The organism is Stenotrophomonas sp. (assembly GCF_032066555.1).
Taxonomy (GTDB): Bacteria; Pseudomonadota; Gammaproteobacteria; order Xanthomonadales; family Xanthomonadaceae; genus Stenotrophomonas.
This window is the reverse complement of sequence record NZ_DAMBKV010000002.1, coordinates 98,535-125,510: the sequence shown is the minus strand read 5'-3', so window position 1 is coordinate 125,510 and position 26,976 is coordinate 98,535. Positions and strand designations below refer to the sequence as shown.

At 64.8% G+C, this 26,976-nt stretch carries 23 protein-coding genes; 21 read left to right on the top strand and 2 right to left on the bottom strand.

What is annotated here, in order from left to right; genetic code table 11:
• Positions 1-509 precede the first annotated feature (509 nt).
• The 21 genes from RT131_RS03865 (at position 510) to RT131_RS03765 (ending at position 24,193) form a co-directional block, all read left to right on the top strand.
• The gene (locus tag RT131_RS03865) at positions 510-956 is read left to right on the top strand and encodes an SUF system Fe-S cluster assembly regulator (protein ID WP_057627263.1); all 447 of its coding nucleotides are present in this window, start codon (positions 510-512) and stop codon (positions 954-956) included.
• Positions 957-975: 19 nt separating this feature from the next.
• Complete coding sequence (sufB, locus tag RT131_RS03860; RefSeq protein ID WP_312370881.1) at positions 976-2,451, top strand: Fe-S cluster assembly protein SufB; 1,476 nt, start codon at positions 976-978, stop codon at positions 2,449-2,451.
• Positions 2,448-2,858 (top strand): lysozyme inhibitor LprI family protein, encoded by a 411-nt coding sequence (locus tag RT131_RS03855; protein WP_313170438.1) that lies wholly within the window; start codon positions 2,448-2,450, stop codon positions 2,856-2,858. The genes sufB and RT131_RS03855 overlap by 4 nt, the downstream gene beginning before the upstream one ends.
• Positions 2,859-2,894: 36 nt before the next feature.
• The gene (gene sufC / locus RT131_RS03850) at positions 2,895-3,659 is read left to right on the top strand and encodes a Fe-S cluster assembly ATPase SufC (protein WP_313170436.1); all 765 of its coding nucleotides are present in this window, start codon (positions 2,895-2,897) and stop codon (positions 3,657-3,659) included.
• Positions 3,659-4,954, top strand: a complete 1,296-nt coding sequence (gene sufD, locus RT131_RS03845) for a Fe-S cluster assembly protein SufD (RefSeq protein WP_313170434.1) — start codon at positions 3,659-3,661, stop codon at positions 4,952-4,954. The genes sufC and sufD overlap by 1 nt, the downstream gene beginning before the upstream one ends.
• The gene (locus tag RT131_RS03840) at positions 4,951-6,207 is read left to right on the top strand and encodes a cysteine desulfurase (protein WP_313170432.1); all 1,257 of its coding nucleotides are present in this window, start codon (positions 4,951-4,953) and stop codon (positions 6,205-6,207) included. Before sufD ends, RT131_RS03840 begins: the two co-directional genes overlap by 4 nt.
• A gap of 551 nt (positions 6,208-6,758) precedes the next feature.
• Positions 6,759-9,230, top strand: coding sequence for an alpha/beta fold hydrolase (locus RT131_RS03835; protein WP_313170430.1), 2,472 nt, complete (start codon positions 6,759-6,761; stop codon positions 9,228-9,230).
• Positions 9,231-9,292: 62 nt separating this feature from the next.
• Entirely contained in the window at positions 9,293-9,829 is a 537-nt protein-coding gene (locus RT131_RS03830; RefSeq protein WP_313170428.1) for a GNAT family N-acetyltransferase, read from the top strand.
• Positions 9,826-10,158 carry a non-heme iron oxygenase ferredoxin subunit gene (locus RT131_RS03825; protein ID WP_293706150.1) on the top strand — a complete coding sequence of 111 codons (333 nt, stop codon included), beginning with the start codon at positions 9,826-9,828 and terminating at the stop codon, positions 10,156-10,158. The genes RT131_RS03830 and RT131_RS03825 overlap by 4 nt, the downstream gene beginning before the upstream one ends.
• Positions 10,159-10,411: 253 nt before the next feature.
• On the top strand, positions 10,412-10,852 hold the full coding sequence (locus RT131_RS03820; protein WP_313170426.1) for a hypothetical protein: 441 nt from the start codon (positions 10,412-10,414) through the stop codon (positions 10,850-10,852).
• Positions 10,853-10,977: 125 nt separating this feature from the next.
• Complete coding sequence (locus RT131_RS03815; RefSeq protein ID WP_313170424.1) at positions 10,978-13,269, top strand: TonB-dependent receptor; 2,292 nt, start codon at positions 10,978-10,980, stop codon at positions 13,267-13,269.
• 143 nt (positions 13,270-13,412) lie between these two features.
• Positions 13,413-14,120, top strand: coding sequence for a tetratricopeptide repeat protein (locus tag RT131_RS03810; protein WP_313170422.1), 708 nt, complete (start codon positions 13,413-13,415; stop codon positions 14,118-14,120).
• Between the two features lie 21 nt (positions 14,121-14,141).
• Positions 14,142-14,819, top strand: coding sequence for a Fe2+-dependent dioxygenase (locus RT131_RS03805; protein ID WP_313170420.1), 678 nt, complete (start codon positions 14,142-14,144; stop codon positions 14,817-14,819).
• A gap of 275 nt (positions 14,820-15,094) precedes the next feature.
• A complete protein-coding gene (locus RT131_RS03800) occupies positions 15,095-15,508 on the top strand; it encodes a hypothetical protein (protein ID WP_313170419.1) in 414 nt (137 codons plus the stop codon).
• 118 nt (positions 15,509-15,626) lie between these two features.
• Positions 15,627-18,041, top strand: a complete 2,415-nt coding sequence (locus tag RT131_RS03795) for a TonB-dependent receptor (RefSeq protein WP_313170417.1) — start codon at positions 15,627-15,629, stop codon at positions 18,039-18,041.
• A gap of 205 nt (positions 18,042-18,246) precedes the next feature.
• The gene (locus RT131_RS03790; RefSeq protein ID WP_313170415.1) at positions 18,247-19,323 is read left to right on the top strand and encodes an acyltransferase; all 1,077 of its coding nucleotides are present in this window, start codon (positions 18,247-18,249) and stop codon (positions 19,321-19,323) included.
• 90 nt (positions 19,324-19,413) lie between these two features.
• Positions 19,414-20,055, top strand: a complete 642-nt coding sequence (locus RT131_RS03785; RefSeq protein ID WP_313170413.1) for a PepSY-associated TM helix domain-containing protein — start codon at positions 19,414-19,416, stop codon at positions 20,053-20,055.
• 25 nt (positions 20,056-20,080) lie between these two features.
• Positions 20,081-20,602, top strand: a complete 522-nt coding sequence (locus tag RT131_RS03780; protein WP_313170411.1) for a DUF2271 domain-containing protein — start codon at positions 20,081-20,083, stop codon at positions 20,600-20,602.
• A gap of 25 nt (positions 20,603-20,627) precedes the next feature.
• Positions 20,628-21,434 (top strand): DUF4198 domain-containing protein, encoded by an 807-nt coding sequence (locus RT131_RS03775; protein WP_313170409.1) that lies wholly within the window; start codon positions 20,628-20,630, stop codon positions 21,432-21,434.
• 177 nt (positions 21,435-21,611) lie between these two features.
• The gene (locus tag RT131_RS03770) at positions 21,612-22,586 is read left to right on the top strand and encodes an FAD:protein FMN transferase (protein WP_313170407.1); all 975 of its coding nucleotides are present in this window, start codon (positions 21,612-21,614) and stop codon (positions 22,584-22,586) included.
• Complete coding sequence (locus RT131_RS03765; protein WP_313170406.1) at positions 22,583-24,193, top strand: sulfite reductase flavoprotein subunit alpha; 1,611 nt, start codon at positions 22,583-22,585, stop codon at positions 24,191-24,193. The genes RT131_RS03770 and RT131_RS03765 overlap by 4 nt, the downstream gene beginning before the upstream one ends.
• Positions 24,194-24,365: 172 nt before the next feature.
• On the opposite strand, the gene RT131_RS03760 is transcribed toward RT131_RS03765, so the two are convergent.
• Positions 24,366-24,977 carry a HutD family protein gene (locus tag RT131_RS03760; protein WP_313170404.1) on the bottom strand — a complete coding sequence of 204 codons (612 nt, stop codon included), beginning with the start codon at positions 24,975-24,977 and terminating at the stop codon, positions 24,366-24,368.
• A 148-nt stretch (positions 24,978-25,125) separates the two neighbouring features.
• The gene (locus RT131_RS03755) at positions 25,126-26,958 is read right to left on the bottom strand and encodes a 3-hydroxybutyrate oligomer hydrolase family protein (protein ID WP_313170402.1); all 1,833 of its coding nucleotides are present in this window, start codon (positions 26,956-26,958) and stop codon (positions 25,126-25,128) included.
• Positions 26,959-26,976: the final 18 nt, after the last annotated feature.

Here is a 26,976-nt window from a genome sequence, read left to right as displayed (position 1 = left end):
GGGGTAGCTGTTGGCGCGGAATTGAAGCCCACCACTATGCGCGCCTGACTTTTTGGGGAAGTAGAAGCGAAAACCAGCGGCTGCGCCGCTCCCTCTCCTGCCTTCGGCATCCTCTCCCGCAAGGGGAGAGGAGAAGATCAATGGCTCCGCGTGCACCTGCTCTTGCCCCCTCTCCCCTTGCGGGAGAGGGTTGGGGAGAGGGGTAGCTGTTGGCGCGGAATTGAAGCCCACCACTATGCGCGCCTGACTTTTTGGGGAAGTAGAAGCGAAAACCAGCGGCTGCGCCGCTCCCTCTCCTGCCTTCGGCATCCTCTCCCGCAAGGGGAAAGGAGAACCGCAGCGGCTTCGCCGCTCCCCTCTCCTGCCTTCGGCATCCTCTCCCGCAAGGGGAGAGGAAACAGCCGCAGTCCCATGATTGGCGGGGTTTTCTGCCAGCTGAACGGGAAAACTTGGCCGCCCGGACCAGAAAGCGTACAATTTTGGTCCACATTGATACCCCCGCTCCCGCAATGCTGCGCGTCACCAAGCTCACCGATTACGCCACCGTCGTCCTGACCGTGCTTGCCGCACGGCCAGCCGAAGTGCTGAGCGCGACCGATCTGGCTGAAGCTGCCGGATTGGAGCCGCCCACCGTCAGCAAGCTGCTCAAGCCGCTGGCCCAGGCCGGTCTGGTCGAAGGCCTGCGCGGCGTGCATGGCGGTTACCGGCTCACCCGCCCGGCCTCGGAGATCACCCTGATCGAGATCCTGGAAGCAATGGAAGGTCCGCTGGCCATCACCGAATGCAGCCAGGAGCAGAGCCAGTGCGGCCTTGCCGGCCAATGCGGCGTGCGCTCGAACTGGCGGCTGATCAATGACGTGGTTTCCGATGCCCTGCGCGGCGTCACCCTCGCGCAGATGCTGCACCCCTTACCGCTTGCCGACCGTCGCCGCATCAGCGCCGACGTCGTCTCCTGAACAACCGTAGGCAGCCCTGATGGCCACCGAAATCATCGAACCGGTCGACACCGTCGACAGCCCGAACCGTGAAATCCATGAGCAGCTGGGTCGTAAATACGACGCAGGCTTCGTCACGCTGATCGAATCCGAGTCGTTCCCGCCGGGCCTGGACGAGGACGTCATCCGCGCCCTCTCGGCCAAGAAGGACGAGCCCGAGTGGATGACGCAGTGGCGCCTGGACGCCTACCGCCACTTCCTGACCATGCGTCAGCCGGACTGGGCCAAGCTCGAGATCGCGCCGATCGACCTGCAGGCGCTGAGCTACTTCTCCGCGCCCAAGGGCCCGAAATACCAGTCGCTGGACGAAGTGCCCAAGGAATTGCTGGACACCTATGAAAAGCTCGGCGTGCCGCTGCATGAGCGCGCGAAGCTGGCCGGCGTGGCAGTGGATGCGGTGTTCGACTCGGTCTCGGTCGGCACCACCTTCCGCAAGGAACTGGCCGAGAAGGGGGTGATCTTCTGCTCCATCTCCGAGGCCATCCGCGACTATCCGGAGCTGGTACAGAAGTACCTGGGCTCGGTGGTACCGGTCGGCGACAACTATTTCGCCGCGCTCAACTCGGCGGTGTTCTCCGACGGCAGCTTTGTCTTCATCCCGGCCGGCGTGCGCTGCCCGATGGAGCTGAGCACCTATTTCCGCATCAACGCCAGCAATACCGGGCAGTTCGAGCGCACCTTGATCATCTGCGAAGACAAGGCCTACGTCTCCTACCTGGAAGGCTGCACCGCGCCGATGCGCGATGAAAACCAGCTGCACGCCGCGGTGGTCGAGCTGGTGGCGCTGGAAGATGCCGAAATCAAGTATTCGACCGTGCAGAACTGGTACCCGGGTGACGAGAACGGTGTCGGTGGCATCTACAACTTCGTCACCAAGCGCGCCGAATGCCGTGGCGCGCGCTCCAAGGTGACCTGGACCCAGGTGGAAACCGGCTCGGCCATCACCTGGAAGTACCCGTCCTGCGTGCTGCTGGGCGACGACTCGGTGGGCGAATTCCACTCGGTCGCGCTGACCCACCACCGTCAGCAGGCCGATACCGGCACCAAGATGATCCACGTCGGCAAGCGCACCAAGAGCAAGATCATCTCCAAGGGCATCAGCGCCGGCCGTGGCCAGAACACCTACCGCGGCCTGGTGCGGGTTGACCGTGGTGCCGAAGGCGCGCGCAACTACACCCAGTGCGACTCGCTGCTGATCGGCAAGAAGTGTGGCGCCCACACCTTCCCCTATATCGAGGTGAAGAACCCCAGCGCCACCGTCGAGCACGAGGCCACCACCTCCAAGATCTCCGACGACCAGCTGTTCTATTGCCGCGCCCGCGGCATCGACCAGGAAAACGCGGTGTCGATGATCGTCGACGGCTTCTGCAAGCAGGTCTTCAAGGAACTGCCGATGGAGTTCGCGGTGGAAGCCAAGAAGCTGCTGGAAGTGTCGCTGGAAGGATCGGTCGGATGAGCCGCCTGCCGCTGCTACTGTTGGCCATGCTGCCATTCGCAGCCTCCGCCGCATCGCCGGGCAAGGCCTGCGATGACGCCCGCACCCAGCTGGATATCAACGAATGTGCGGCCGCCGAAGCCACCGCGGCCGACGCCGAGCTCAATGCCGTGTACCGGCAGGTGATGCAGAAGCTGCAGGGCCAGCAGGTCGCCATCGACAAGCTGCGCGCCGCCCAGCGCCTGTGGATCCCGCTGCGCGATGCCGACATCGAAGCGCGCTACCCGGTGGGCAAGGACGAGAACCCGCGCGTCCTGTACGGCTCGATGTACCCGATGCTGTATTCGGCCAACAAGGCCGAACTGACCCGGCAGCGCACCCAGTGGCTGCGCGCCACCTTCCTCGATCGCGCCGAAGGCGAGCTCTGATCGCCCCGCACCCTACATATTGAAGAACGCACCCTCATGCTGAAGATCGAAAACCTCCACGCAAGCATCGGCGACAAGGAAATCCTCAAGGGTCTGTCGCTGGAAGTGAAGCCGGGCGAAGTACACGCCATCATGGGCCCGAACGGCGCAGGCAAGTCCACCCTCGGCAATGTGCTGTCCGGCCGCGACGGCTACGACGTCACCGCCGGCAGCGTGCAGTTCGAAGGCGGCGACCTGCTGGAACTGGAACCGGAAGCGCGCGCCGCCGCCGGCCTGTTCCTGGCCTTCCAGTACCCGGTGGAAATCCCCGGCGTCAACAACACCTACTTCCTGCGCGCCGCGCTCAATGCACAGCGCAAGGCCCGTGGCGAGGAAGAGCTGGACTCGATGCAGTTCCTCAAGCTGGTCCGGCAGAAGCTTGCCGTGCTGCACCTGAAGGACGAGCTGCTGCACCGTGGCGTCAACGAAGGCTTCTCCGGTGGCGAGAAGAAGCGCAACGAGATCTTCCAGCTGGCCGTGCTCGAGCCGAAGCTGGCGATCCTCGACGAAACCGACTCCGGCCTGGACATCGATGCGCTGAAGAGCGTGGCCGATGGCGTCAACGCGCTGCGTTCGCCGGAGCGTTCGTTCCTGGTCATCACCCACTACCAGCGCCTGCTCGACTACATCAAGCCGGACGTGGTGCACGTGCTGGCCGACGGCCGCATCGTCAAGACCGGTGGCCCGGAACTGGCACTGGAGCTGGAGGCCCACGGTTATGACTTCCTGAAGGACCGCGTGGTCCGCGAGGCGGCCAAGTAATGAGCGCTCTTCTGGAATCGTTGCGCGAATCCTTCGCAACAGCCCGCACATCCATGTGCGGGGATTCAACGAAAATCGCCGAACGGGAGTCGATTCTTGAGGCTGCGCTCAAGACCGGCCTGCCCGCCGCACGCAACGAGGCCTGGAAGTACACCTCGCTGCGCCAGCTGGAGCGCCGCAGCTTCACAGCCGCGCCGCTGCAGGCCCCGGACATCGATGCCGCGCTGCTGGCTGACATCCCGTCGCCGCGTCTGGTCTTCGTCAACGGTCGCCACAGCGCTGCGTTGAGCGATCTGTCGTCGCTGGATGCCGGTGTGCAGGTGCGCACCCTGTCTGCCGTGCAGGCCGAAGAGCCCGAGGCGCTGCGCTTCCTTGGCCGTCGCTTCGAGCGCGCCGAAGAAGTGTTCGCCCAGCTCAATGCCGCACTCGCCGATGAAGGCGTGCTGGTGCAGGTCGCCGACGGCATCGTCAGCGAAACCCCGCTGCATCTGGTATTTGTCAGCGCGGCGGATTCCAGCGACCACGCCTGGCATCACCGTCACCTTGTCGAGCTGCGCCGTGGCGCCGTGTTCGGCCTGGTCGAGCACCACCTGCAGGCTGGCGACAGCGCGCACCTGGACAACACCCTCGTCCACGTCCACATCGCCCAGGACGCGGTGCTGTCGCATGCCCGCGTACAGGCCGACAGCGCGCGCGCCACTTCGCTGCTGCGCACCGACGCGGTGCTGGCCCGCGATGCCGAATACCGCCGTATCGACCTGGAACTGGGTGCAGCACTGAGCCGCCATGAGCTCAACGTGCGCCTGGAAGGCGACAACGCCAAGCTGACCGCCAATGGCGTGCTGCTGGGCACTGGCCGTCGCCATATCGATACCCGCCTGGGCATCGAGCACATCGCCAAGAACACCAGCGCCGAGCTGGTGTGGCGTGGCGTAGCGGCCAACCGCAGCCGCGTGGTGTTCCATGGCGGGATCGGCATCCGCGAAGGTGCCGACGGCACTGATGCCAACCTGTCCAACAAGAACCTGCTGTTGTCGGCCGATGCCGAGATCGATACCCAGCCAACGCTGGTGATCGACGCCGACGAGGTCAAGGCGGCGCACGGCGCCACCGTGGGCCAGCTCGACGCCAATGCGCTGTTCTACCTGCGCTCGCGCGGTGTGCCGGCCGAACAGGCCCGCGCCATGCTCAGCGCGGCGTTCTGCCACGAACCGCTGTCCGCGGTGGAAGGCGTTCTCACCGAAAAGCTGGCCCGCCACCTGGACCAGGCACTGCAACAGGCAGGCATGGCATGAATCTCAGTTCCCCGCGTCCGATCCACCACCCGGCCACCGCTCCCGACTGGGAGCGCGTGCGCGCCGACTTCCCGCTGCTGATGCGCGAAGTCAACGGCAAGCCGCTGGTGTATTTCGACAATGCCAATACCGCGCAGAAGCCGCTGTCGGTGATCGGCGCGGTGGACGAGTTCTACCGCCGTTACAACGCCAACGTCAGCCGCGCGGTGCACGCGCTCGGCACCGAAGCCACCGACGCCTACGAAGGCGCGCGCAACAAACTTGCGCGCTTCCTCAACGTGCGCGCCGATGAGCTGGTGCTGTGCAGCGGCACCACCTTCGCGATCAACCTGGTCGCGTATTCGTGGGCCTTGCCGCGTTTGAAGGCTGGCGATGTGATCCTGGTCTCGCGCATGGAGCACCACGCCAACATCGTGCCGTGGCAGCTGGTTGCCGAGCGCACCGGCGCCAGCATCCGCGTGGCCGAGATCAAGCCCGATGGCAGCCTCGACCTCGACGCGCTGCATGCAGCAATGACCCCGGAAGTGAAGCTGCTGGCACTCACCCACGTTTCCAACGTGCTTGGCACCATCAACCCGGTTCGCGATATCTGCCGTGAAGCGCGCAAGCGCGGCATCGTCACCGTCATTGATGGTTCGCAGGCCGCACCGCACTTGACTCTGGATGTGGCAGCAATCGGCTGCGACTTCTATGCCGTTACCGGCCACAAGATGTGCGGCCCCACCGGCACCGGTGCGCTGTGGGCACGCCGCGAGCATCTGCAGGACATGCCGCCCTTCCTTGGCGGTGGCGAGATGATCAAGGAAGTCAGCTTCGACGGCACCGTGTTCAATGACGGCCCGCACAAGTTCGAAGCCGGCACCCCGAACATCGCCGGTTTCATCGGCTTGGGCGTCGCAGTGGACTACCTGGAGGAACTCGGCCGCGAGCACATCGAAGCGCGCGAGCAGGAACTGCTGGCCCACTTCACCGAAGAACTGCAGCGCGTTGAAGGCCTGCGCATCTTCGGTACTGCGCCGAACAAGGCCGCGGTGGTTTCGTTCCAGATCGAAGGCGCGCATGCGCACGACCTGGCGACCCTGCTCGACCTGCAAGGCGTTGCCGTGCGTTCCGGCCAGCACTGCGCGCACCCGCTGCTGCAGTACTACGGTGTCGCGGCCACCTGCCGCGCCTCGCTGGCGTTCTACAACACGCATGAAGAGATCGAGTCCTTCATGGCGGCGTTGAAGAAAGTGCGCAACCTGTTGGGTTGAGCGGCGCTGGCTTTGTAGGAGCGGCGCTGGGTGGCCTCGGGCCACAAGCCGCGAAGCCGATAACACTACAGACCGAGATTCAAACAGCAAAAGCACCCTCACCCCAACCCCTCTCCCGTAAACGGGAGAGGGGCTAAGGCGCAACACTGGTTTTGCAGGAGCGGCGTGAGCCGCGAAACCACAGTTCCAACAGCACAAAGCTCAACCCCTCCCCAGCCCTCCCCCTTGCCTGCGGCAAAGGGAGGGAGCGTGATGCCAAGCCATGCTCGGCAAGCGCTTCACCTGTAGTGCCGAGCCATGCTCGGCAGGGGACTTCAGAAAAACACCCGCACCACGCATCAGCGGCACACGCTGCGCCCCGCGCCTCCAGAACAAACAGCCAACCTCTCCCTTGTCTACGGCAAAGGCAGGGACCCAAGCTTCGAGCACTGGCAGACTCCCTGCTTCCACTGCACAAACGGCGTCACTGAAAAGCGCCCAACCAGTGCTCCGCGCCCCTTGTCTCCCGCTGTGCATCATGCAAGCCTTGCTGAACAAGATCGGGGGCCGGAATGAAGCACGGACGCTGTTTGTCATCGTTGAGCATGCGGCTATGGCTGCTGTTTGCCTGCCTGTGTTGGCCAATCCTCGGCTGGGCCGCCATCGAGCCGGTAAAGCCCGGCGAGGTGCCCGTGCTCAAACCAGGCGAAGCGCTGATCCTTGCCGCCGTGGACACCAGCATCGCCCTGGATTCGGTCCGCCTGAACCGCGATGGCAAGGTCTGGGGCGATGGCGTGATGTCCCGCCTGCGAGCCGGCCACAACTATCGCCTTTATGTCGCTACCGCTGGACGCTATGTCTGGCGCGAACTCCGGCCCTTCGGCGACTTCCGCTACATGCTCAAGGAGGACGAGGAACTAGAATTCCAGGTCGATGCTGGCACCATCGTCTATCCCGGCGACCTAGTGTTCCGTCCCAGTTCGCTATGGCGTGCTGATGTTCATCGTTCCAACCGCAGCCTCGCAGCAATTGACTGGTTGCAACGCACCCACCCGGCGCTGTATGCAAACTTCAGCTTCACCCATGTCGGCCGCTACCCTGACCCGTTTCCGGCTTTCTACAGGGAAAAAGCCGGGCCAGTTACCTTTCCTGCCGAGGTCATCGCAGCAACATCGCCGCCAGCGGTTACTGCAAACCGCGACAAGGACAAGGGCAAGCCGGAGATCACTCCCTATTGGCAGCCCCCGCAGATCCTGGGCACCAGCCTGAATCCCGCTGGCACCCTGTTGGCTCTGCAGGTTCGACAGGACGATACGCACTGGAGCGTCGACCTGATCGACCTCCGATCCAGCATCCAGACCAGGCTCGGCACCAGCGACATGCCGTTGGCATCATTCCGCTGGGCGGACGATGACACCTTGCTGACATCCGTGCGCCTGTCCAACGGACTGAACCGGGTTTCGGTACTGCACATCACGACCGCCGCCGATGGCAAGCCGCACTATTCCAGCTACCTGCTGCCCATCGAGGGCCGCGTCCTGGACCTGCTGCCGGGCAAACCGGGCCATATCCTGTTCGCAAGCCAGTCGCGGGAAGGCCAGCTGATGGTCCACCCGCTCAATGTTGCCAGACAAGCCGCGGTCGAAGGCTTTCGGCCAACACTGCGCAGTCGCATCAACAGCGGAATAAACGACGACACCTGGTGGTTTGTCGATGGCATGGGCGAGCTGCGGCTGGGCGTTGTCCGCCGCGGCGAAGACCATGTGCTGGTGCATCGCCAGGCGGATGGCTTCAAGGATGTCATGGTGCTTTCGGACGAGCTCGGCTTCGATCCGGTCGCCATCTCCGCGGACGCCAGCAAGATCTATGCGCTCACGGACGACAAACGCAGTCAGCGGGATCTGGTCGAGTATGACGTTGCAAGCCGCGCACTGACCCGCACCCTGTACTCGCAACCCGGCACCGATGTTCACTCGGTGATCTTCGACGATGCGCGGGTTCCGATCGGGGTGGAGTTCTATCGCGATGGGCAATTGCTCTCCGAGTACTTCCAGGATGGCGACGCACGTATTGCCAAGCAGCTCGGCACGGCGTTCGCCGGGTTGGCCGTGCAGTTGGTCGAACGCAGCCGTGACGGCAGCAACCTGGTGGTGCGCGTGGATGGCGCCGATACGCCACCCCAGCTCTACCATCTGGATACCCGGCAAAATCGTGCCTCGTTGGTGGCCCAATCCCATCCCTGGCTGACAGCACAGAAATTCGCCCCGACCCAGCTGCTGAAATTCAAGGCGAATGACGGCCTGGATGTTGAAGCCTTCCTGACACTCCCGGCAGGCCAGCAACCGCGTCCGGTCGTGATCCTTCCGCACGGCGGCCCCATCGGCGTTGCCGACAGCCTTCATTTCGATCCGGAAGTGCAGTTCCTGGCCTCGCGCGGCTATGCCGTGCTGCGGGTCAATTTCCGTGGTTCGGAAGGCTATGGACGTGCCTTCCGCGAGGCCGGGCACCGCAGCTACGGCACCCGCATTGAAGATGATATCGATGCTGCCCTCAGCCAGGCACTGGCCCAGTACCCACTCGATGCATCCCGCATGTGCGTGGTTGGCAGCAGCTACGGCGGATACTCGGCATTGGTTTCAGCCATCCGCTGGCCACAACGGTTCCGCTGCGTGGTCTCCATCGCCGGGATCAGCGACCGCTTGTTGTTCTTCACTGCCAGCGACACCGCCCGCAGCGAGAAAGGCCGGCAGCTGGCGGAGAAAATGATGGGGAACCCGAGCGAGGATGCGGCGGGCATGCGTGCCATATCGCCGCTCTATCGCTATGACGAGCTGACCCTCCCGGTGATGCTGGCCCATGGCCGTGAGGACCAGCGCGTGGACTTCGAGCACAGCCGGCGCATCTCGCGGATGTTGCACCTGGCCGGCCATGCACCGGTTGAATTGTATTTCGACGAGGAAGGCCATGGCATTTTGGACCCGGCCAACCGCAGCATGCTGTGGAATCGCGTCGCTGAATTCCTGGATCAATCCACCCGGCCGTGACAGCAGCTATTGCCGCACGAGACCAACTGTTCGGCCCCGCGCGCCGGGAATAGAATGTCGGCATGGACGCACTCACTTTCCGCACCGCCACCGCCGCCGACATCCCGGCCCTGATCGACCTGGTCACCTCCGCCTACCGTGGTGACGCCTCGCGCGTGGGCTGGACCACCGAGGCCGATATCCTCGATGGCCAGCGCATCGACGCCGCCGGCATCCAGGGCGATCTGGACCGCCCGCGCAGCGTGATCCTGCTCGCCGAACAGGACGGCCAACTGCAGGCCTGCTGCCACGTCGCCGATGAGAACGGCCACGGTTATTTCGGCATGTTCTCGGTAAGCCCTGCCGTCCAGGGCGGCGGCATCGGCAAACAATTGATGCAGCACGCGGAACAGCATGCCGCCGAGCAATGGCAGCTGCCCACCATGCAGATGACGGTGATCGACTGCCGCGACGAACTGATCGCCTTCTACGAGCGCCGCGGCTACGTACGCACCGGCATCAAGAAGCCGTTCCCGTATGGCGACGAGCGCTTTGGCATCCCCAAGCGCGACGACCTGCAGTTCGAGATCCTGGAAAAGGCGCTGGGGGCCGCTGCATGAGCGAGACCTGGACCTTCATCTGCGCCAGCGAAGAACTGCTGCCAGGCGAGCTGAAAACCGGCTTCGACGAAGTCACCGGCGCCCCGATCGTGGTGTTCAATCTCGACGGCGAGCTGTATGCCCTGGAAGACCAGTGCACGCACGAGGAGTTCGAACTGTCCTCCGGCACCTTGGACCCGGACGAAGGCAGCATCGAGTGCATCCTGCACGGTGCCCGCTTCGATATCCGCGACGGCCGCGCCCTGTGCGCGCCCGCCTATACAGCCGTACCCAAGTTCCCGGTAAAGCGCGAACACGGCGGCATCTGGTCGCGCGACGACCGCGACTAAGCACCCGGCCGCTGGGCTGATCCGGAGGAGTGCTGGCTGCCCCCGGCACGCCGGTGGGCAGCTCCCCAGCGCTGGCGGCTGCTGTCCTCACCCTTTTCCCTACCCTTGCCTGCATCCGGCTGATCGGCACTATGCACCCGGCGACCGGCGACCGGCACTGTCCGGTAGGTGATGGCATTGAAAACGCAAACAATTCTCAATAAGATGCGCATCTGTCGCGATAACGCGAAATTAACGGCTCGCATCTTTCCCCATGTCCCCCCCCTCCACCAAGGCTCCTACGCTGACCGTCGCCATCGTGCGGCAGCGCCTGCCTTGGCTGATGCTGGTGTTCGGCATGTTGCTGGTCTGGGCCGTGGCTCTGCAGGCCAAGGCGGAGGGTGCAGTCCCGACGGCGCTGGCAGGTTTCGAACAGGTGCAGGTCTCGCCTGAACCCGGCCATCCGCAGCAGCCGCTGCAGATGACCGCGATCAGCGAATCCGGTGCTGAATCCTCACGTGTCGGCAAGCAACGACCTGCACCCATGCTGTCCAGCCCGTTGCGGCCGGCCTCGTTCACTCCCAACCGCGTCTTCCTGACTGCCGCCAGCGACACGCTGCTGCAGCACGCGGTTGAACGTGCCCAGCGCTACCCGCTGGCACCCTGCCTGCTGCTCAATCCCGGCCACGCCCCGCCGCGTACCCACGCCGCTTAAGTCGCCGCAGGCGAATTCGCGCGTCCGCTACGCGCCGTCGTTGACCTCCCGCTCCCGATTTCCGCCCGCAGCGCCATCCGGCCTGTCGTGCCAGTCCGTTTCTTTTCTCCCGGATATACCCGTCCATGACCCATATCAAGACCCGCAAGTACGCACCGCGCGCCACCATGCTCGCCACCGCCACCCTGGCTGCCGGCTTCTCGCCGCTGACCGCGTTGGCCGCCGACGCAGATGCCGATTCGGCCAAGAACAAGGCCACCGACCTGGACCAGGTGCAGGTCCGCGGCAGCTGGTTCGCGCCGTCCTCGCCCAAGTTCACCGCTGAACTGCTGGATACGCCGAAGTCGGTGGCCGTGGTCAGCGAGAAGACCATCCAGGAAATCGGTGCGACCAACCTGGTCGACGCGCTGCGCATGGTGCCGGGCATCACCTTCGGTGCCGGCGAAGGTGGCAACTCCACCGGTGACCGTCCGTTCCTGCGTGGCTTTGACGGCCAAAGCAACATGTTCGTCGACGGCCTGCGCGACGTCGGTACGCAGACCCGCGAAGTGTTCGACCTGGAACAGCTGGAAGTGGTCAAGGGCCCGAGTTCGGCCTACGGTGGCCGTGATTCCGGCGGCGGCAGCATCAACCTGGTCAGCAAGACGCCGAAGCTGAAGAACGAGACCAGCGCCAGCATGGGCATCGGCACCGACAGCTATGCGCGCGGCACCGTCGATGCCAACTACGTGCTCGGCGACGGCATCGCCGCACGCCTGAACCTGCTCAAGCACGAGTCGGACATCGCCGGCCGCGATGCCGCCAATGTCAGCCGCTGGGGCATCGCACCGTCCATCGCCTTCGGCCTGAACGGCCCGCTGCAGCTGATCGCCAGCCACTACCACCTGGAAACCGATGACCTGCCCGACGCCGGCGGCTTCCCGTACGGCGACCCGGCCACCAAGACCACCGTCGGCGCACCGCTGGTTCCGAACCGCAACAACTACTACGGTCTGATCGACCGCGACTTCCAGCGCACCCGTGCCGACATCAGTACCCTGGACGCCAGCTACGCGTTCGGCGAGCACAAGCTGCGCAACATCGCGCGTCTGGGCAATACCAGCAATGACTACCTGTGGACCCAGCCGGACGACAGCAAGAACAACCCGCTGCAATACGGCACCCTGTGGCGCCGTACCAACAACCGTGCGATCGACACCAAGACCTTCGCCGACCAGCTGAGCCTGACCGGTGCGTTCCAGACCGGCGGCCTGAAGCACAGCTACAGCGCAGGCGTCGAGTACAGCGAAGAAAAGAGCAGCAAGGGCAGCTACGTGATCGGCGGCGCCGGCACCAACAACCCGATCGGCAACAACCAGGTGTGCAAGACCACCGGCGCGGCAACCGGCTACAACTGCACCGATTTCTACAACCCGAACCCGAAGGATCCGTGGGCGGCCACCCACCCGGTGACCCGCAGCAACAAGGCGCTGGATATCGAGCAGACCACCAAGACCAAATCGGTGTATGCGTTTGATACGATCGAGATCACCGAACAGTGGCTGGTCAACCTCGGCCTGCGCTGGGACGACTACGACACCGAACAGGTCACCCCGGTCCTGAACAAGGCCCCGACCGTGCTGCGCAACAGCGACGGCTTCCTCAACTACCAGGCTGGCGTGGTGTTCAAGCCGACCGCCAACGGCAGCATCTACCTGTCCTACGGCACCTCCTCGACCCCGCCGGGCATGGACAGCGGTGAAGGCAATGACTCGATCAGCGCCGCCATCCAGAACCTGAAGCCGCAGGAAACCAAGAACTACGAGCTGGGCACCAAGTGGGACCTGCTCGACAAGCGCCTGAACCTGACCGCCGCCATCTTCCACACCGAGATGAGCAATGCGCGCGTCACGGTTGACTCCGGCAACACCGAGAACGCGGGCAAGAAGGCGATCAATGGCCTGGAGCTGGGCGTCACCGGTCAGATCACCGACAGCTGGAACGTCTCTGCCGGCTACACCTACATGGACTCCGAGCTGAAGGACAACGGTTTTGTCTGTGGTGTCACCGTGCCGCGCGGCCAGCCCTGCCCGGCAGGCCAGTACGTCGTCTCGCCGAACAACGGCAACGTGTTCCCGAACACTCCGAAGCATGCCGCGACCTTGTGGACCACCTATGTGCTGCCGTTCGGCCTGACCATCGGTGGTGGCGCAAGCTACGTCGACAAGCAGTACGGCGACGCGGCCAACACCAAATGGATTCCCAGCTACACCCGTTGGGACGCGATGATCGGCTACGCCATCCAGGACAACATCAGCCTGCAGTTGAACGTGCAGAACCTGACCGACAAGACCTACTTCACCAAGGCCTATGCCTCGCACTACGCGAGCATCGCCCCGGGTCGCGCGGCCACCCTGGCACTGAACGTCAAGTTCTGATCCAGGCATGACCCGCAGCGGCGGCAGGTGCAAACCTGCCGCCGTTGTGCTTTTCCGGTCCCACCGCAACAGGCGACGGCCCCCTCCTGCACTGGCTACCATCCGCAGCAGAAGCCGCTGCAAATCGGGTCACAGGCAAGACCATGTCCAATCCCTTACCCACCGATACCAACACGCTGGCACAACAGCTGCTGAGCGATCCGCAGGGTACGTTCACACAGGTCCGCGAGGCCGCCTTGGATGGCCAGCTGGATGCACAGCTGCTGCTGGCCCAGCTCTACATCGAAGGCAAGGGCGTGGCGCGTGACGAACACGCCGCCCTGCTCTGGTACGAGACCGCCGCCAACAACGGCAGCGCGTTGGCGATGAACATGCTCGGCCGCTGCCATGAGCTGGGCCAGGGTTGCACACCCGACGCCACGCTGGCTGCCGTCTGGTACCGCAATGCCGCCGAGGCCGGGCTGGACTGGGGCATGTACAACCATGCCAACCTGCTGGCCACCGGCCGCGGCGTGCCACAGGACCGGCCGCGGGCGCTGGCGCTGTATACCCAGGCCGCGCATATGGGCCACGCCAAATCGATGAACCTGCTGGCGCGGCATCTGGAAGACGGCCTGGACATCGAACGCGATCCACAGGCCGCCCTTGCCTGGTATCAACGTTCGGCCGAAGCCGGCGATTTCCGTGGCCAGGCCAACCTCGCCTCCATCCTGCTGCAGCAGGGCCAGGTCGAGCAGGCCGTGCATTGGCTGCGGCTGGCCCTTGCCCATGGCAGCCCGGCGTTCATGGCGCATATCGTGCCCGAGCTGGCCGCCTCCCCCCATCCGCAGATCCGCGCACTGGTCGCCTGAGCCAGGCGCCGAGGAACTCCCATGCTGCTGCATATTCCCAACGTACTCAGCGCCGAACAGATCGCGCAGTTCCGCCGCAAGCTGGACGCCGCCGACTGGACCGACGGCCGCGAAACCGTCGGCCATCTCGGTACCCATGCCAAGCGCAACGAGCAGTTGCCGGAGAACTCTGCGCTACGCCGCGAACTGGGCGAGACCGTGTTGCTGGCGCTGGCCCGCAATCCGTCCTTCTTCAGCGCCGCGCTGCCGCTGAAATACCTGCCGCCGCGCTTCAACCGCTATGCCGGTGGTGGTACTTACGGCTTCCATGTCGATGGTTCGGTGATGAACCTCGGCCAGGGCGAGCAGCTGCGTTCGGATCTGTCCTGCACGCTGTTCCTGTGCGAGCCGGAGGAATACGACGGCGGTGAGCTGATCATTGCCGACACCTACGGCGAGCATGAAGTGAAGCTGCCGGCCGGCGACCTGGTGCTGTATCCGTCCAGCAGCCTGCACAAGGTGCAGCCGGTGACGCGCGGCGCGCGCCTGGCCTCGTTCTTCTGGGTGCAGAGCATGGTCCGTGACGATGCCCACCGCCGCCTGCTGTGGGAGATGGATACCTCCATCCAGCAGCTCACCCAGGATTGCCCGCAACACCCCTCCCTGGTCAGCCTCACCGGCATCTATCACAACCTGCTGCGGCAGTGGGCTGAGACCTGAGCAACACATAGCGCCGCCGGCAGAGAGTGCGTAGCCCGGGTAAGCAAAGCGCACCCGGGGCCGCGGGGCCCACCGCAGAAAATTCGATAGATCCCCGCCTCCCGGGTGCGCTGCGCTTACCCGGGCTACGTCGGCTGCCACACATGATGCCAATCAGCGATTGATATTCGTCAAATTGATATCAATTCTCATTTGCAAAAGTTAACTAATCGTATCTACAATGCCGCACCGCGCACGCCGGCCCCTGTCGCCGCGTCCGCAATCCGGGGATACGCATGCACCAACCACAGCGCCAGCACGCACAGAACAACGCCAGTTCCGGCGCTGTCAGCCTGCGTCCGCTGGCCTTGTGCATGCTGTTGTTGCTGTCGCTGCTGGCAGCGCTATGCCAGAACGGCGCCCAGTTTTCCCGGCTTGGCCTGACCCAGAGCGGCCATGCCTCGGCGCCGGCTGAAGAACGTCAAGGCGGCGAACGCCACCTGGAAGAAGAAAGCCCGGCCAAGCTGCGCCGGGTAGCACAGTTGCGCGCGCCACGCGCAGTCCAGCCCCAGCCAGATGTGCAGCCGCTGCTGTCTGCAGTGGTCGACGTCACTCCCATCCGCACGGTCATCCCGGCATCCGAGCCGGTCATTGCCCATGCACTGGCCAGCCCACGCCAGCAGCGTGGGCAAGCGCCACCGCTGAGCTGACGTTCCACACGTAGTCGTTTCCGCTACATCCCTTTCTTCTTCCCAGTTTGCCCTGCACGCGCCCAGCGCCAGCAGCGATTGCAACTGCTCTCCGCATTTCCAAGATCGAGGTATTCCCATGGCCCTGCGCCAGCGTCACCGCGTGTCCGTTTCCCGCCAACTGCTCAGCCTCGCCGTGCTCGGCGCCATCAGTGCCAGTGCACACGCCAACGGCAGCGGTGCGCCGACCACGCTGGACAAGGTGGTCGTCACCGCCAGCGGCTTCGAGCAGAAGATCACCGATGCGCCGGCCAGCATCAGCGTGGTCAGCCGCGAGGAACTGGCGCTGCGTCCCTACACCAGCCTGGTCGACGCACTGCGTGACGTCGAGGGCATCGACGTCGGCATGGAAACCACCGACAAGAACGGCCGCGCCACCATCTCCATGCGCGGCATGCCCTCCGAGTACACGCTGGTTCTGATCGACGGCCGCCGCCAGAGCAATGTCGGCAACCTGTACCCGAACAACTTCGGCGGCGGCCAGTTCGCCTACATGCCGCCGTTGGACGCGGTGGAGCGCATCGAAGTGGTACGCGGCCCGATGTCGACCCTGTACGGTGCCGACGCCATGGGCGGCGTGATCAACATCATCACCCGCCGCAACCAGAACGAATGGCATGGTTCGGTGACGCAGGGCTTCACCGTGCAGCAGGAAGATGCCTTCGGCGACGCCCGCACCACCGATCTGTACCTCAGCGGCCCGCTGATCAAGGACCGCCTCGGCATGACCGTGCGCGGCAGCTGGTACGACATCGACGAGTCGCGCCCCGAATGGGATTCCCTGCCCTTGCCCGATGGCAGCCGCTGGGAACGTGCGCTTGGCTTTGGCGGCGGTGGCAAGGCGGTCGCCAACACCAACTGGAACAGCGGCATCCGCCTGAACTTCAAGGCCAGCGACAACCACGACCTGTGGCTGGACTACGACGTATCACGCCAGAAATACGACAACAGCCAGGGCCAGACCGGCACCCTGGACAGTGCTGCAAGCCTGTGGCGCAGCGGCGTGGCCACCATCCCCAACGGCAACGGCGGCACCACCAGCCGCCGCGTGGTGCAGCCGCGCGTGGGTTATACCGCCTACCAGCGCTATGAGCTGGACCAGCTGTCGCTGACCCACCAGGGCCGCTACGACTTCGGCACCTGGCAGACCAGCCTGTCGCGCACCCAGAGCAACAACCTCGGCCGCTCGCTGCCGCTGACCCTGGCCGAACGCGCCGACCTGCAGACACTGTGGAACGATGTCTGCCGACGCCGCGGCCAGGCGGCCAACTGCAACATGGCCAGCGGCAACCTGTCGGTGCTCAATGACGCCGAGCGCGCGCGCCTGGAGGCCTTCCTGCCGCGTCCGCTGCGCACGATGGAACTGGATGCCATGGTGCTCGACACCATGCTCGACCTGAGCTTCGGTGCGCACAAGGTCACCGTCGGTGGCCAGTACAACAACACCGACATGACCGACGGCGTGTTCGGCATGGACGGCAACGGCTACCGCGACAACGTCAAGCAGAAGCACCGCACCTGGTCGGTGTTCGCCGAGGACAACTGGGCGCTGACCGACGCACTTACCGCGACCCTGGGCCTGCGTTATGACCACCACAACATCTTCGGCAGCCATGTCAGCCCGCGCGCCTACCTGGTGTGGAATGCCAACGATGCCTGGACCGTCAAGGGCGGCATCAGCACCGGCTACAAGACCCCGCGTCCGGACCAGTTGTTCCCAGGTGTCACCGGCTTCGGTGGCCAGGGCGTGATCCCGATGGTCGGTTCGCCGCACCTGAAGCCGGAAACCAGCACCAACTACGAAATCGCCACCTATTACGACGGCGGCCGCTGGGGCTTCAACGCCACTGCCTTCCTCAACCGCTTCGACGACAAGATCGCCAGCGGCGGCAGCTTCGCCAACTGCGAAGTGGCGCCTGCCAACAGCGGCTACTGCGTGGACGTGGGCCCGGGCTGGGCGGCGTTGGGTTACAGCGTCTTCAGCCAGAGCGTGAACCTGGACAAGGCCGAAACCCGCGGCGTCGAACTGGCCAGCCACGTTGACCTGCTCGACAACCTGCAGCTGCGCGGCAACTACACCTATACCAAGAGCGAACAGACCAGCGGTGCCACCAAGGGCCAGCCGATCGCCGGCAATCCGGCCAAGCACATGGCCAATGCCAGCCTGAACTGGCAGCTCAACGAGGCCATCAGCCTGAGCCTGATCGGCGAAGGCCGCTACGACCGTTACCGCGACACGCTGGTCTCCAACATCGGAGGCGTCAGCAGCTCGACCGTGCGTTATTACGAGGACTACACCACCTTCCACCTGGGCGGCAGCTGGAAGCTCAACGACTGGCTGACCGTCAATGCACGCGTCAACAACCTGTTCGACAAGGACTTCGTCGCGCAGTCGTGCATCCTGACCTCGCCCAGCGAATACAGCTGCGTTGACGACTACGCGGTGAAGGAACAGCGCCGCAGCTACTGGCTGTCGCTGAACGCACGCTTCTAAGCACCGCGGCGCATGGCACCGGCACCTGCATCGCCGGTGCCGGTGCCCACCGATGGTGGATGCTGTTCAACCGGATGTTTGCGTTATCCGCAATCCGATGCCAGAACGCTGGCATCGGATTTTTTTGTGGGAGCGGCATTGGGCTGTGCCGGCAGATCCACGATCCCGGTGCTAAAGTCCGCACACCTTTAACCCCGCTTTTTCAATGACCAGCCGCACTTTCCACTCCGTACAGGCGCTGCGCGCCATTGCCGCATTGCTGGTCGTCGTGTTCCACCTGCAGATCGTGGAGCAGAAATACTCTGCAACCACACCGCTGATCCCGACGTTGATGCGCTACGCCGACAGTGGCGTGGATCTGTTCTTCGTGCTGTCCGGCTTTGTGATGACCACGATTGCCGCCGGCAGCTACGGCAGCCCCCACAATGCCGGGCGTTTCCTGCTGCGTCGTTGCTGGCGCGTTCTGCCACTGTATTGGCTCTACACCAGCGTGGTGGTGGCGCTGATGCTGCTGGCGCCGGGCATGGCCAACAGTTCCTACCAGGACCAGAGCATCGTTGCCTCCTATCTGCTCTGGCCGCAATCACAGCTACCGCTGCTCACCGTGGGCTGGACGCTGATCCACGAGATGTTCTTCTACCTGGTGATGGCCGGCATGATCGCCTTCGCCCGTGAATCGCTGTTGCCTTGGCTGCTGCTCGGCTGGGCTGTGCTGACCCTGTGTGCGCAGCAACTGCTGGGCCCCGCCGCCGCGCCATGGCAGCTTGTTGCCAGCAGCCCACTTACCCTTGAGTTCATCGCAGGTGCCTTGGTTGGCCTGTACTGGCAACGACTGCCCGCAGCTCTCGCACTTCCGGTGGCCGGGTTGGGCGCGGCGGGCTTCCTGTCTACGCTGCTGATACTTGCTGGCCTGGATGCCGCCGCGCCCTCGGCGGCACTGCGCGCACTTGGCTTTGGCCTGCCAGCAGCACTGCTGACCCTCGGACTGGTGCGCTGGGAGCGTGCCAGCGCGCCAGTGCTGCCACCTGCGCTGCTACGGATCGGCGACAGCTCCTATTCCTTGTACCTGAGCCATGTCTTCGTCATTTCCGCCGCGGGCCGACTCTGGCAGAAAAGCGGGTGGAACAGCACCACCTGGCAATCCGGCCTGTTCGTGCTGTTGACCCTGTTGGCCTGTGTTGGTGCCGGGCTCGTGTCCTGGCGACTCCTGGAACAGCCGTTGCAGAAGCTGTCATCACTGCGCCGCCGGCGTGCCCAGGCACCCGACATCCTCGCGGAGTGAGTTTGGCGGTCTTTTGGATACAAATCGATACAAATTGCGAATCATTCTCATTAGTGATCTAATCGCACTCCTTCCATCCCCTCTTTCCCCGTGTCCGCAGATCGCAGCACCACCATCGTGCAACAACAGGCCAGCCGCGGTTTCTGGTTGCGCACCCTGCATCAGTGGCACTGGATCAGCTCGGCGGTCTGCCTGGTCGGCATGCTGTTGTTCTCGCTGACCGGCATCACCCTGAACCACGCATCCAGGATCGAAGCCAAGCCGCAGGTGCAGAACCAGCAACTGGAACTGCCAGCGCCGGTGCTCAAGGCGCTGGGTGATCGCGAAGACGGCAACGCACCACTGCCCGCGCGCGTAGCGGATTGGCTATCCAATCGCCTGGAAGTGTCCATTGGCAGCCGCGAGGCCGAGTGGTCGCCGGAAGAAATCTATTTGTCCATGCCCGGCCCCGGCAGCGATGCCTGGTTGAGCATCGATCGCGAAACCGGCGCGGTGGAGTTTGAAAAAACCCGTCGCGGCTGGGTCTCTTATTTCAATGACCTGCACAAGGGCCGCAATGCGGGCCCGGGCTGGGGTTGGTTCCTCGACGTCTTTGCGGTGGCCTGCCTGGTGTTCTGCATCACCGGCCTGTTCCTGTTGCATCTGCATGCGCGGCAGCGGCGCATGACCTGGCCGCTGGTCGGCCTGGGTTTGCTGATCCCGCTGCTGATCGCCCTGCTCCTCATCCATTGACCGTCTTTCTCTCCGGAGTCGCACCATGCGCGTCACCCTGACCATCGCCCTGAGCGGTTTGATTGCCACCGCTCCTGCCGCCTACGCCGCCAGCCTCGACGTCAACGTCGAAGTGCCCAAGCTCAACGTGGCCGAATACCACCGCCCGTATGTCGCGGTGTGGATCGAAGGTGCCGACCAGCAGGTCGCCGCCAACCTGTCGGTCTGGTATCAGCTCAAGGACACTGCCGAAGGCCATGGCACCAAGTGGCTGCCGGACCTGCGCCAGTGGTGGCGCAAGAGCGGCCGCACCCTGCAGGTGCCGGTCGATGGCGTGACCGGCCCGACCCGCCCGGTCGGCAAGCACCAGCTCAGCTTCAGCGACCGCCAGCCGCAACTGCGCGCGCTGCCCGCCGGCCAGTACTCGCTGGTGGTGGAAGCCGCACGCGAAGTCGGTGGCCGCGAACTGGTCAAGATTCCCTTCACCTGGCCGGCCCGTGCCGCGCAGAACGGCCGTGCCCAGGGCACCTCCGAACTCGGCACCGTCACCCTCGCCGTCAAGCCCTGATCCCCCTTACCAACGGAGCCAACCGATGAAGCGTTCCCTCCTGCTTGCCGCCACCATCGCTGCAGCATTGCCGTTCTCCGCCGCCGCCCACAAGGCCTGGCTGCAGCCGTCGCAGACCGTCATTGCCGGTACCAACCCGTGGATCACCGTGGATGCGGCCGTTTCCAACGACCTGTTCTACTTCAACCACGTGCCGCTGCGCCTGGACAACCTGGTGATCACCGCACCGGACGGCAGCACCGTGCAGCCGCAGAATGCCGCCACCGGCAAGTACCGCAGCGTGTTCGACGTCGAACTGACCCAGCAGGGCACCTACCGCCTGGCCACCGTCAATGCCGGCCTGTCGGCCAACTGGCAGGAAGACGGCAAGCCCAAGCGCTGGCGCGGTAACGCCGCCACCTTCGCCACCGAAGTACCGAAGGACGCCAAGGACCTGAAGGTCTCCGAGACCGCCGGCCGCATCGAGACCTTCGTTACCAACGGCAAGCCGAACGACACCGCTCTGGCGCCGACCGGCAAGGGCATGGAACTGGTTGCCCTGGGCCATCCGAACGACCTGTTTGCCGGTGAGCAGGCCAGGTTCAAGCTGCTGGTTGATGGCAAGCCGCACGCTGGCCTGGAAGTCGAGATCACCCGTGGTGGCACCCGTTACCGCAACGCCCAGGAAGAGATCAAGGTCACCACGGACGCCAACGGCGAGTTCTCGGTAACCTGGCCGCAGGCGGGCATGTACTGGCTGGAAACCGGCACCGAGGACAACAAAACCTCGATCCCGCAGGCCAACGTCCGCCGCCTGAGCTACGTCGCCACGCTTGAAGTGCTGCCGCAGTAAAGCTCAAAACCCCTCTCCCTCCGGGAGAGGGGTTGGGGTGAGGGCAAAGCCGAAGCAGCATCAATGAAATTGGCTGCCGGCCAGAACAGCAAAAGCTCCCCCTCATCCGCCCCTTCGGGGCACCTTCTCCCGCAAACGGGAGAAGAAACACCTGCCCCAGCCGGCTTTTTGATACCGATGTCCACCAACGCCGACATCGCCGCCCTTGGCGGCCACACCATGGGCACCAGCTGGAGCGTCAAGCTGGTGGCTGCACGCAGCCGTGACCTGCACCCGCTGCATGCAGGCATCCAGGCCGAACTCGACCGCGTGGTCGCGCAGATGAGCACCTGGGAATCTGATTCGGACATCAGTCGCTACAACCGCGCCACCGCCAACAGCTGGCACGCACTGCCCGATGACTTCTGGAACGTACTCAGCACCGCGCACGACATCGCCGAGCGCAGCGCTGGCGCCTTCGATCCCAGCATCGGGCCCTTGGTCGCCCTGTGGGGCTTTGGTGCCGATGCCGGCGCACGGACGGTGCCCGATCCGGCGCGCCTGGCCGAGGTCGCCGCACGCTGCGGATGGCACAAGCTGCAGCTCGACCCGCAGACCCGAAGCGCGCTGCAACCCGGCGGACTGCAACTGGATCTATCTGCCATCGCCAAGGGTTACGGCGTGGATCTGGTCAGCGCCTGGCTGCGCCGTATCGGCATCACCGCCGCACTGGTCGAGGTCGGCGGCGAACTGCATGGCTACGGCCTGAAACCCGATGGACAGCCCTGGCGCGTACTGGTCGAGTCCGCACCCGAAGAAGACGCCGGCGCCGAGTACCCACCGCGCGTGCTGGCGCTCGATGATCTGGCGGTTGCCACCTCCGGCGACCGCTGGCACCAGTTCGAGCGCGATGGCATCTCCTACAGCCACACCCTGGACCCACGCAGCCACGCCCCGGTCAGCCGCGCAGCTGCGGCGGTAACGGTCATTGCCCGCGATGCGATGCATGCCGATGCCTGGGCCACCGCGCTCACCGTGATGGGGGCCGAAGAAGGCCTGGCCTTTGCCAACGACCATGACTTGGCTGCACGCTTCATCACCCGTGGCAGCAATGGCCTTGTCGAAACCATGACGCCCGCCTTCCAGCGTCACCTGGACGCCAGCACGCAATGAATCCCAATCGTTCCACCCGCGCCCTGCTCGGCAATCTCGCTGTTGGCCTCGGCCTGCTGCTGATCGCGCTATTGCTGCTGCGCCTGCATCTGGGCGAACGCTGGTGGCCGGCCGCACCATTGGCATCGCAGTGGTGGATGGCGCTGGCAGCGCTGGTGGTCTATGCCGCAGCCTGCTTCGCGCTGTGGTGGTGTACCCGCCAACGCGATGACGACAACGGCGACAGCAATGAACCGCCGATCCTGGTGGCATGGTCCAGCCAGACTGGCTTTGCACAACAATTGGCACAGCGCACCGCCGCGCATCTGCGCGCTGCCGGGCACAAGACCCGCCTGCGCGCCATCGACCAGGTTGATGCTGCGCTGCTCTCCAGCAGTCGCCAGGCCCTGTTTGTCGCCGCCACCACCGGCGAAGGGGATCCGCCGGATCATGCGCTCGCCTTCCTGAGCCGGGTAATGCCAAAGCCGTTGCAGCTTCCACAGCTGCAGTACGCGGTGCTGGCGCTGGGCGACAAGACCTACGAGCACTACTGCGCATTCGGCCATCAACTCGACGAGTGGCTGCGCACACACGGCGCGCAACCGCTGTTCGATACGGTGGAAGTGGACAATGCCGATGCCGACGCACTGCGCCATTGGCAGCAACTGCTGGGCCAACTTGGCGGGGAAGCCAGCCATGCCAGCGATTGGAGCCCACCGGCCTACCAATCCTGGCTGCTGCGCCAACGTGAAGTACTCAACCCCGGCAGCATCGGCGGCAAGGTTTTCCACCTGCAACTGCAGCCCACCACGGGCACCCTGCCGGACTGGCAGGCCGGCGACATCGCCGAGATCGGCCCACGCCAATCCGCCGATGCGGTGATGCAGTGGCTGCAGGCGAACCGGTTCGATGCCGCAACCGTGCTGGCCGACGGCCGCACGCTGGCGGACGCCCTCGCCCGCTCCTATCTGCCGGATGGCGCCGACAATCACGATGCCAATGCGTTGGCAGCCAGCCTCAAGCCCCTGCCCCATCGCGAATACTCGATTGCGTCAATGCCTGGCGAAGGCAGCCTGCAACTGATGCTGCGCCGGCAATTGCGCCCGGATGGCACACCCGGCCTGGCCAGCGGCTGGCTCTGCGACTACACGCAGATCGGCGACAGCATTGATCTGCGCCTACGCAGCAACAGCAATTTCCATCCGCCGGCCAACGACACCCCGCTGATCCTGATCGGCAACGGCACCGGCATCGCTGGCCTGCGCGCGCACCTGCGCGCACGCATCGATGCAGGGGCACACCGCAACTGGCTGCTGTTCGGCGAACGCAATGCCGCCCACGATTTCCATTTCGGTGCCGAGCTGCAGCGATGGCAGCGCAAAGGCGGCATCGAGCGACTCGACACAGTTTTCAGCCGCGATGACGGCCAGTTCCACTATGTGCAGGACGCACTGGCCGCACACAGCGATGTGTTGCGGCAGTGGCTGGACGACGGTGCCACCATCCTGGTCTGCGGCAGCCTGCAAGGCATGGCCCCGGCGGTGGACAAGGTGATCATCGATGCGATAGGTGCCGATGCGCATCAAGCGTTGCGTATCGCAGGGCGCTATCGCCGCGACGTGTACTGATCGCAACAACGCTTCACCTGTAGTGCCGAGCCATGCTTGGCAGAGGCCTTACAAGCAACCCCAACGTAGTGCCGAGCCATGCTCGGCAAGGGCATTACCGGGAAGACCTCTGCCGAGCATGGCTCGGCACTACATAAGAAACGCTGCGCTTCTGTATCTGTGGCTTCGTGGCTTACGCCGCTCCTGCAACAGCCGGGGCCGCTGGCGTCAGCCGTATCGCCAGCAACTCGCCGCCGCCACTGAGCGTGTAGCGTTGCCGCTCGCCAGCCCCCAACCACGCGGTATCACCGGCCGACAGCGCCGGCAGCACGCCACCCTCGAACTCGGCCTGCCCAGCCAATAGATGGATCGCCCATGCCGCCTGCGGCTCGGTGAAGAACAGCATGTTGCCGACCAAGGGCCGATGCAGCAGCTCGGCTTGCAGCGCCTCACGCCGCCACATCAGGTTGAAATCCTGGGTCACGCCATCGACCAGTTCACCCACCAGCTCCGCCTCGCCAGCGAAGCGCAGGCGCTGATACGGCGGCAGCAGGGTTTCGCAACGGCCATCGGCAAAACGCAGGCGCAGGCCTTCGCCCTGCAGCAATACAAGCTCACGTTCGATACCGGGGAAGGCGGAGAAGGCCGCGTCCTGTTCGATCTCGGCGATCGACAAACGCAGCTGCCAATCGCCCTGCTCCGGCAGACGCAGGATTTCGCGCGTCCAGCCCAGACCATTGCGCCAGCGCTCGCGCTGGTAAAGGGCGGACGGGATGACGCGGGAAGGAGAGTTCAGTGTATGCATCTGGCAATGATGCCATCAGCGCGTGGGTGGCTGTCTCTTTTGTAGGAGCGGCGTGAGCCGCGAAGCCACAGATCCAACAGCAAAGAGCAAAAAGCCACCCCCTCCCCAACCCTCCCCTTTGCTGCGCAAAGGGAGGGCGTGGAAGCTTTTACTTCGGCATCGCCAGATGTTCCGCCGTCAGCGGCTTGCCCGCACGCGGCGTGGTTGCGATCACCGCATCAGCCGGCAAGGCCGTGCCCTTGTCCAGGCGCGCCTGCACCCGGTCCAGCGCTTCGTACACATACGGCAGCAGCGGCAGGTAACGCGCGCCGTAATCCGGCAGGCCGAGGAAACCATCGAAGTGCTGCACGTTCTGCACCTTCCAATAGCTCAGCTCGCGCCCGGCAGCCTTGGCCGCCGCTGCATACGGCGCGCTGCTGAAAGCCGGCGGAATCAGACCGTCATCGGCGCCGTGCACCACCATCACCGGCAGGCCCTTGCGCGGTAAACCGGCATGGGTGGCCTGGATGCCCGCCTGCACACGCTTGGCGTCTTCCCCCTGCCCGTCCCACAGACCCCGCAGGCACTTCAGACCGGCATAGGTCAGGTCCGGCAAGGCGACCTTGCTGTCGAGCAGGCCAACGCCGGCGCCCGGCGGAATGCCGCTGCCATCGGAGATCCACGCCGCACGCTCGACTGCGGTCGCGGCGCGCGGCGAGAAGTCCGGGTTCTGTGCGGCAAAGTTGAAACCGCAGGGATGCTCGCCCACGCCATAACGACCGTAGGCCGAGGCATAGGTCGCAGCAATCGCACGCCACAGATCGAAGCCGGTGGACAAGGCACCCGCACGCAGTGATGCATCGGTCCAGCCCTTGCTCAGCATCAGGTCGTAAGCCGATTTGGCCTGCGCAGCCGGGGTCGCGCCGCTGATCACGCCTTCAGCAGCCAAGGTGGCGCAGCGCACGGCCGCACCGGCCTGCAGCGCCGCCGTCATCGGCGGCTGCGGCAGGTTGCTCATGTGCAGCTGCGCACACGGCATCAACAGCGCCGCCTCGGTGGTGTAGTCGTACAACGCACGTGCGCCGGGGGCGCTGGAATAGACGCTGGGCTCACCCGCCACCACCGCGTCCAGCCAATCGCCTTCCAGCTCGGCCGCACGCAGCACCGCGCCGCCACCATTGGAAATGCCAACGGCGATGATACGGGTATTGTCGAACGTAAACGGTGCCGCCTGCGGATAGGCCTGCTCCAGTGCCAGCAGCGCGAACTCGGCAGCCTGCTTCACGTGCCGGCCCCAATCGGCCTCCGGGTTGTCCTTGGAATGCGCGTGCTTGAACGCAACACCCGAGGCATTGACCGGCGCATCCGGCACAAAGGCCAGATCATCGACGTCGCCCAGGGCACCGACGGTGCCATTGGCGCGCACGCCCATCTGCGCGTCCAGATCGTAGTAATCGCTGCCCGCGCCCTTGTCGGTATAGACCACCGCACAGCCCTTGGGCAGGCCCCAGGCCGCGGCGACCGAGACCGCGCCATAGATGCCGCGCGAGCCCGATGCCGGCGCCACCAGCACGCAGCGCTTGGCGGTATCGAAGTTGTCCGGCACCTGCGCCAGCACCCGGTGCGGTTGCTTGGCACCAGGCAGGCGCGCGAACGCCGAGTACTCGCGGCCGGGCACGCTCTGCAGGCTGCCGAACAGCTCGCCATAACCGCCACCCGGTGCCAGATCGGCAATGCCGCGCCAGCTGCCCCACATCGCGCGGCGGCGCAGTTCGTCCACGGTCGGTGCAGTGGCGTCGGCAAATGCCGGTGGCGCCATGCTGCGCAGGCCGGCCAGGCCCAGCCCGGCAGTGAGCAGGTCATCGCTGCCGCGATGCTCGCTGCGGAGTTCGTTGCTGAACATGGAAGGCTCCACGGACTTGGAAGCTGGGCCGCTGGCACAGGAGGCCAGGCTCAGTCCGACGAAAAGGCCGCAGGCGGCGCGCAGTAGGGATTGGCTCATGGGCGCACCCTAGCAGAG

Coding starts and splice junctions, on each gene's coding strand:
- RT131_RS03755 (WP_313170402.1), bottom strand. CDS start 26,958: ATGAGCCAATCCCTACTGCGCGCCGCCTGCGGCCTTTTCGTCGGACTG.
- RT131_RS03795 (WP_313170417.1), top strand. CDS start 15,627: ATGGCCCTGCGCCAGCGTCACCGCGTGTCCGTTTCCCGCCAACTGCTC.
- RT131_RS03760 (WP_313170404.1), bottom strand. CDS start 24,977: ATGCATACACTGAACTCTCCTTCCCGCGTCATCCCGTCCGCCCTTTAC.
- RT131_RS03775 (WP_313170409.1), top strand. CDS start 20,628: ATGAAGCGTTCCCTCCTGCTTGCCGCCACCATCGCTGCAGCATTGCCG.
- RT131_RS03820 (WP_313170426.1), top strand. CDS start 10,412: ATGTCCCCCCCCTCCACCAAGGCTCCTACGCTGACCGTCGCCATCGTG.
- RT131_RS03865 (WP_057627263.1), top strand. CDS start 510: ATGCTGCGCGTCACCAAGCTCACCGATTACGCCACCGTCGTCCTGACC.
- RT131_RS03805 (WP_313170420.1), top strand. CDS start 14,142: ATGCTGCTGCATATTCCCAACGTACTCAGCGCCGAACAGATCGCGCAG.
- RT131_RS03855 (WP_313170438.1), top strand. CDS start 2,448: ATGAGCCGCCTGCCGCTGCTACTGTTGGCCATGCTGCCATTCGCAGCC.
- RT131_RS03835 (WP_313170430.1), top strand. CDS start 6,759: ATGAAGCACGGACGCTGTTTGTCATCGTTGAGCATGCGGCTATGGCTG.
- RT131_RS03840 (WP_313170432.1), top strand. CDS start 4,951: ATGAATCTCAGTTCCCCGCGTCCGATCCACCACCCGGCCACCGCTCCC.
- RT131_RS03770 (WP_313170407.1), top strand. CDS start 21,612: ATGTCCACCAACGCCGACATCGCCGCCCTTGGCGGCCACACCATGGGC.
- RT131_RS03780 (WP_313170411.1), top strand. CDS start 20,081: ATGCGCGTCACCCTGACCATCGCCCTGAGCGGTTTGATTGCCACCGCT.
- sufC (WP_313170436.1), top strand. CDS start 2,895: ATGCTGAAGATCGAAAACCTCCACGCAAGCATCGGCGACAAGGAAATC.
- RT131_RS03810 (WP_313170422.1), top strand. CDS start 13,413: ATGTCCAATCCCTTACCCACCGATACCAACACGCTGGCACAACAGCTG.
- RT131_RS03765 (WP_313170406.1), top strand. CDS start 22,583: ATGAATCCCAATCGTTCCACCCGCGCCCTGCTCGGCAATCTCGCTGTT.
- RT131_RS03830 (WP_313170428.1), top strand. CDS start 9,293: ATGGACGCACTCACTTTCCGCACCGCCACCGCCGCCGACATCCCGGCC.
- RT131_RS03815 (WP_313170424.1), top strand. CDS start 10,978: ATGACCCATATCAAGACCCGCAAGTACGCACCGCGCGCCACCATGCTC.
- RT131_RS03800 (WP_313170419.1), top strand. CDS start 15,095: ATGCACCAACCACAGCGCCAGCACGCACAGAACAACGCCAGTTCCGGC.
- sufB (WP_312370881.1), top strand. CDS start 976: ATGGCCACCGAAATCATCGAACCGGTCGACACCGTCGACAGCCCGAAC.
- sufD (WP_313170434.1), top strand. CDS start 3,659: ATGAGCGCTCTTCTGGAATCGTTGCGCGAATCCTTCGCAACAGCCCGC.
- RT131_RS03825 (WP_293706150.1), top strand. CDS start 9,826: ATGAGCGAGACCTGGACCTTCATCTGCGCCAGCGAAGAACTGCTGCCA.
- RT131_RS03790 (WP_313170415.1), top strand. CDS start 18,247: ATGACCAGCCGCACTTTCCACTCCGTACAGGCGCTGCGCGCCATTGCC.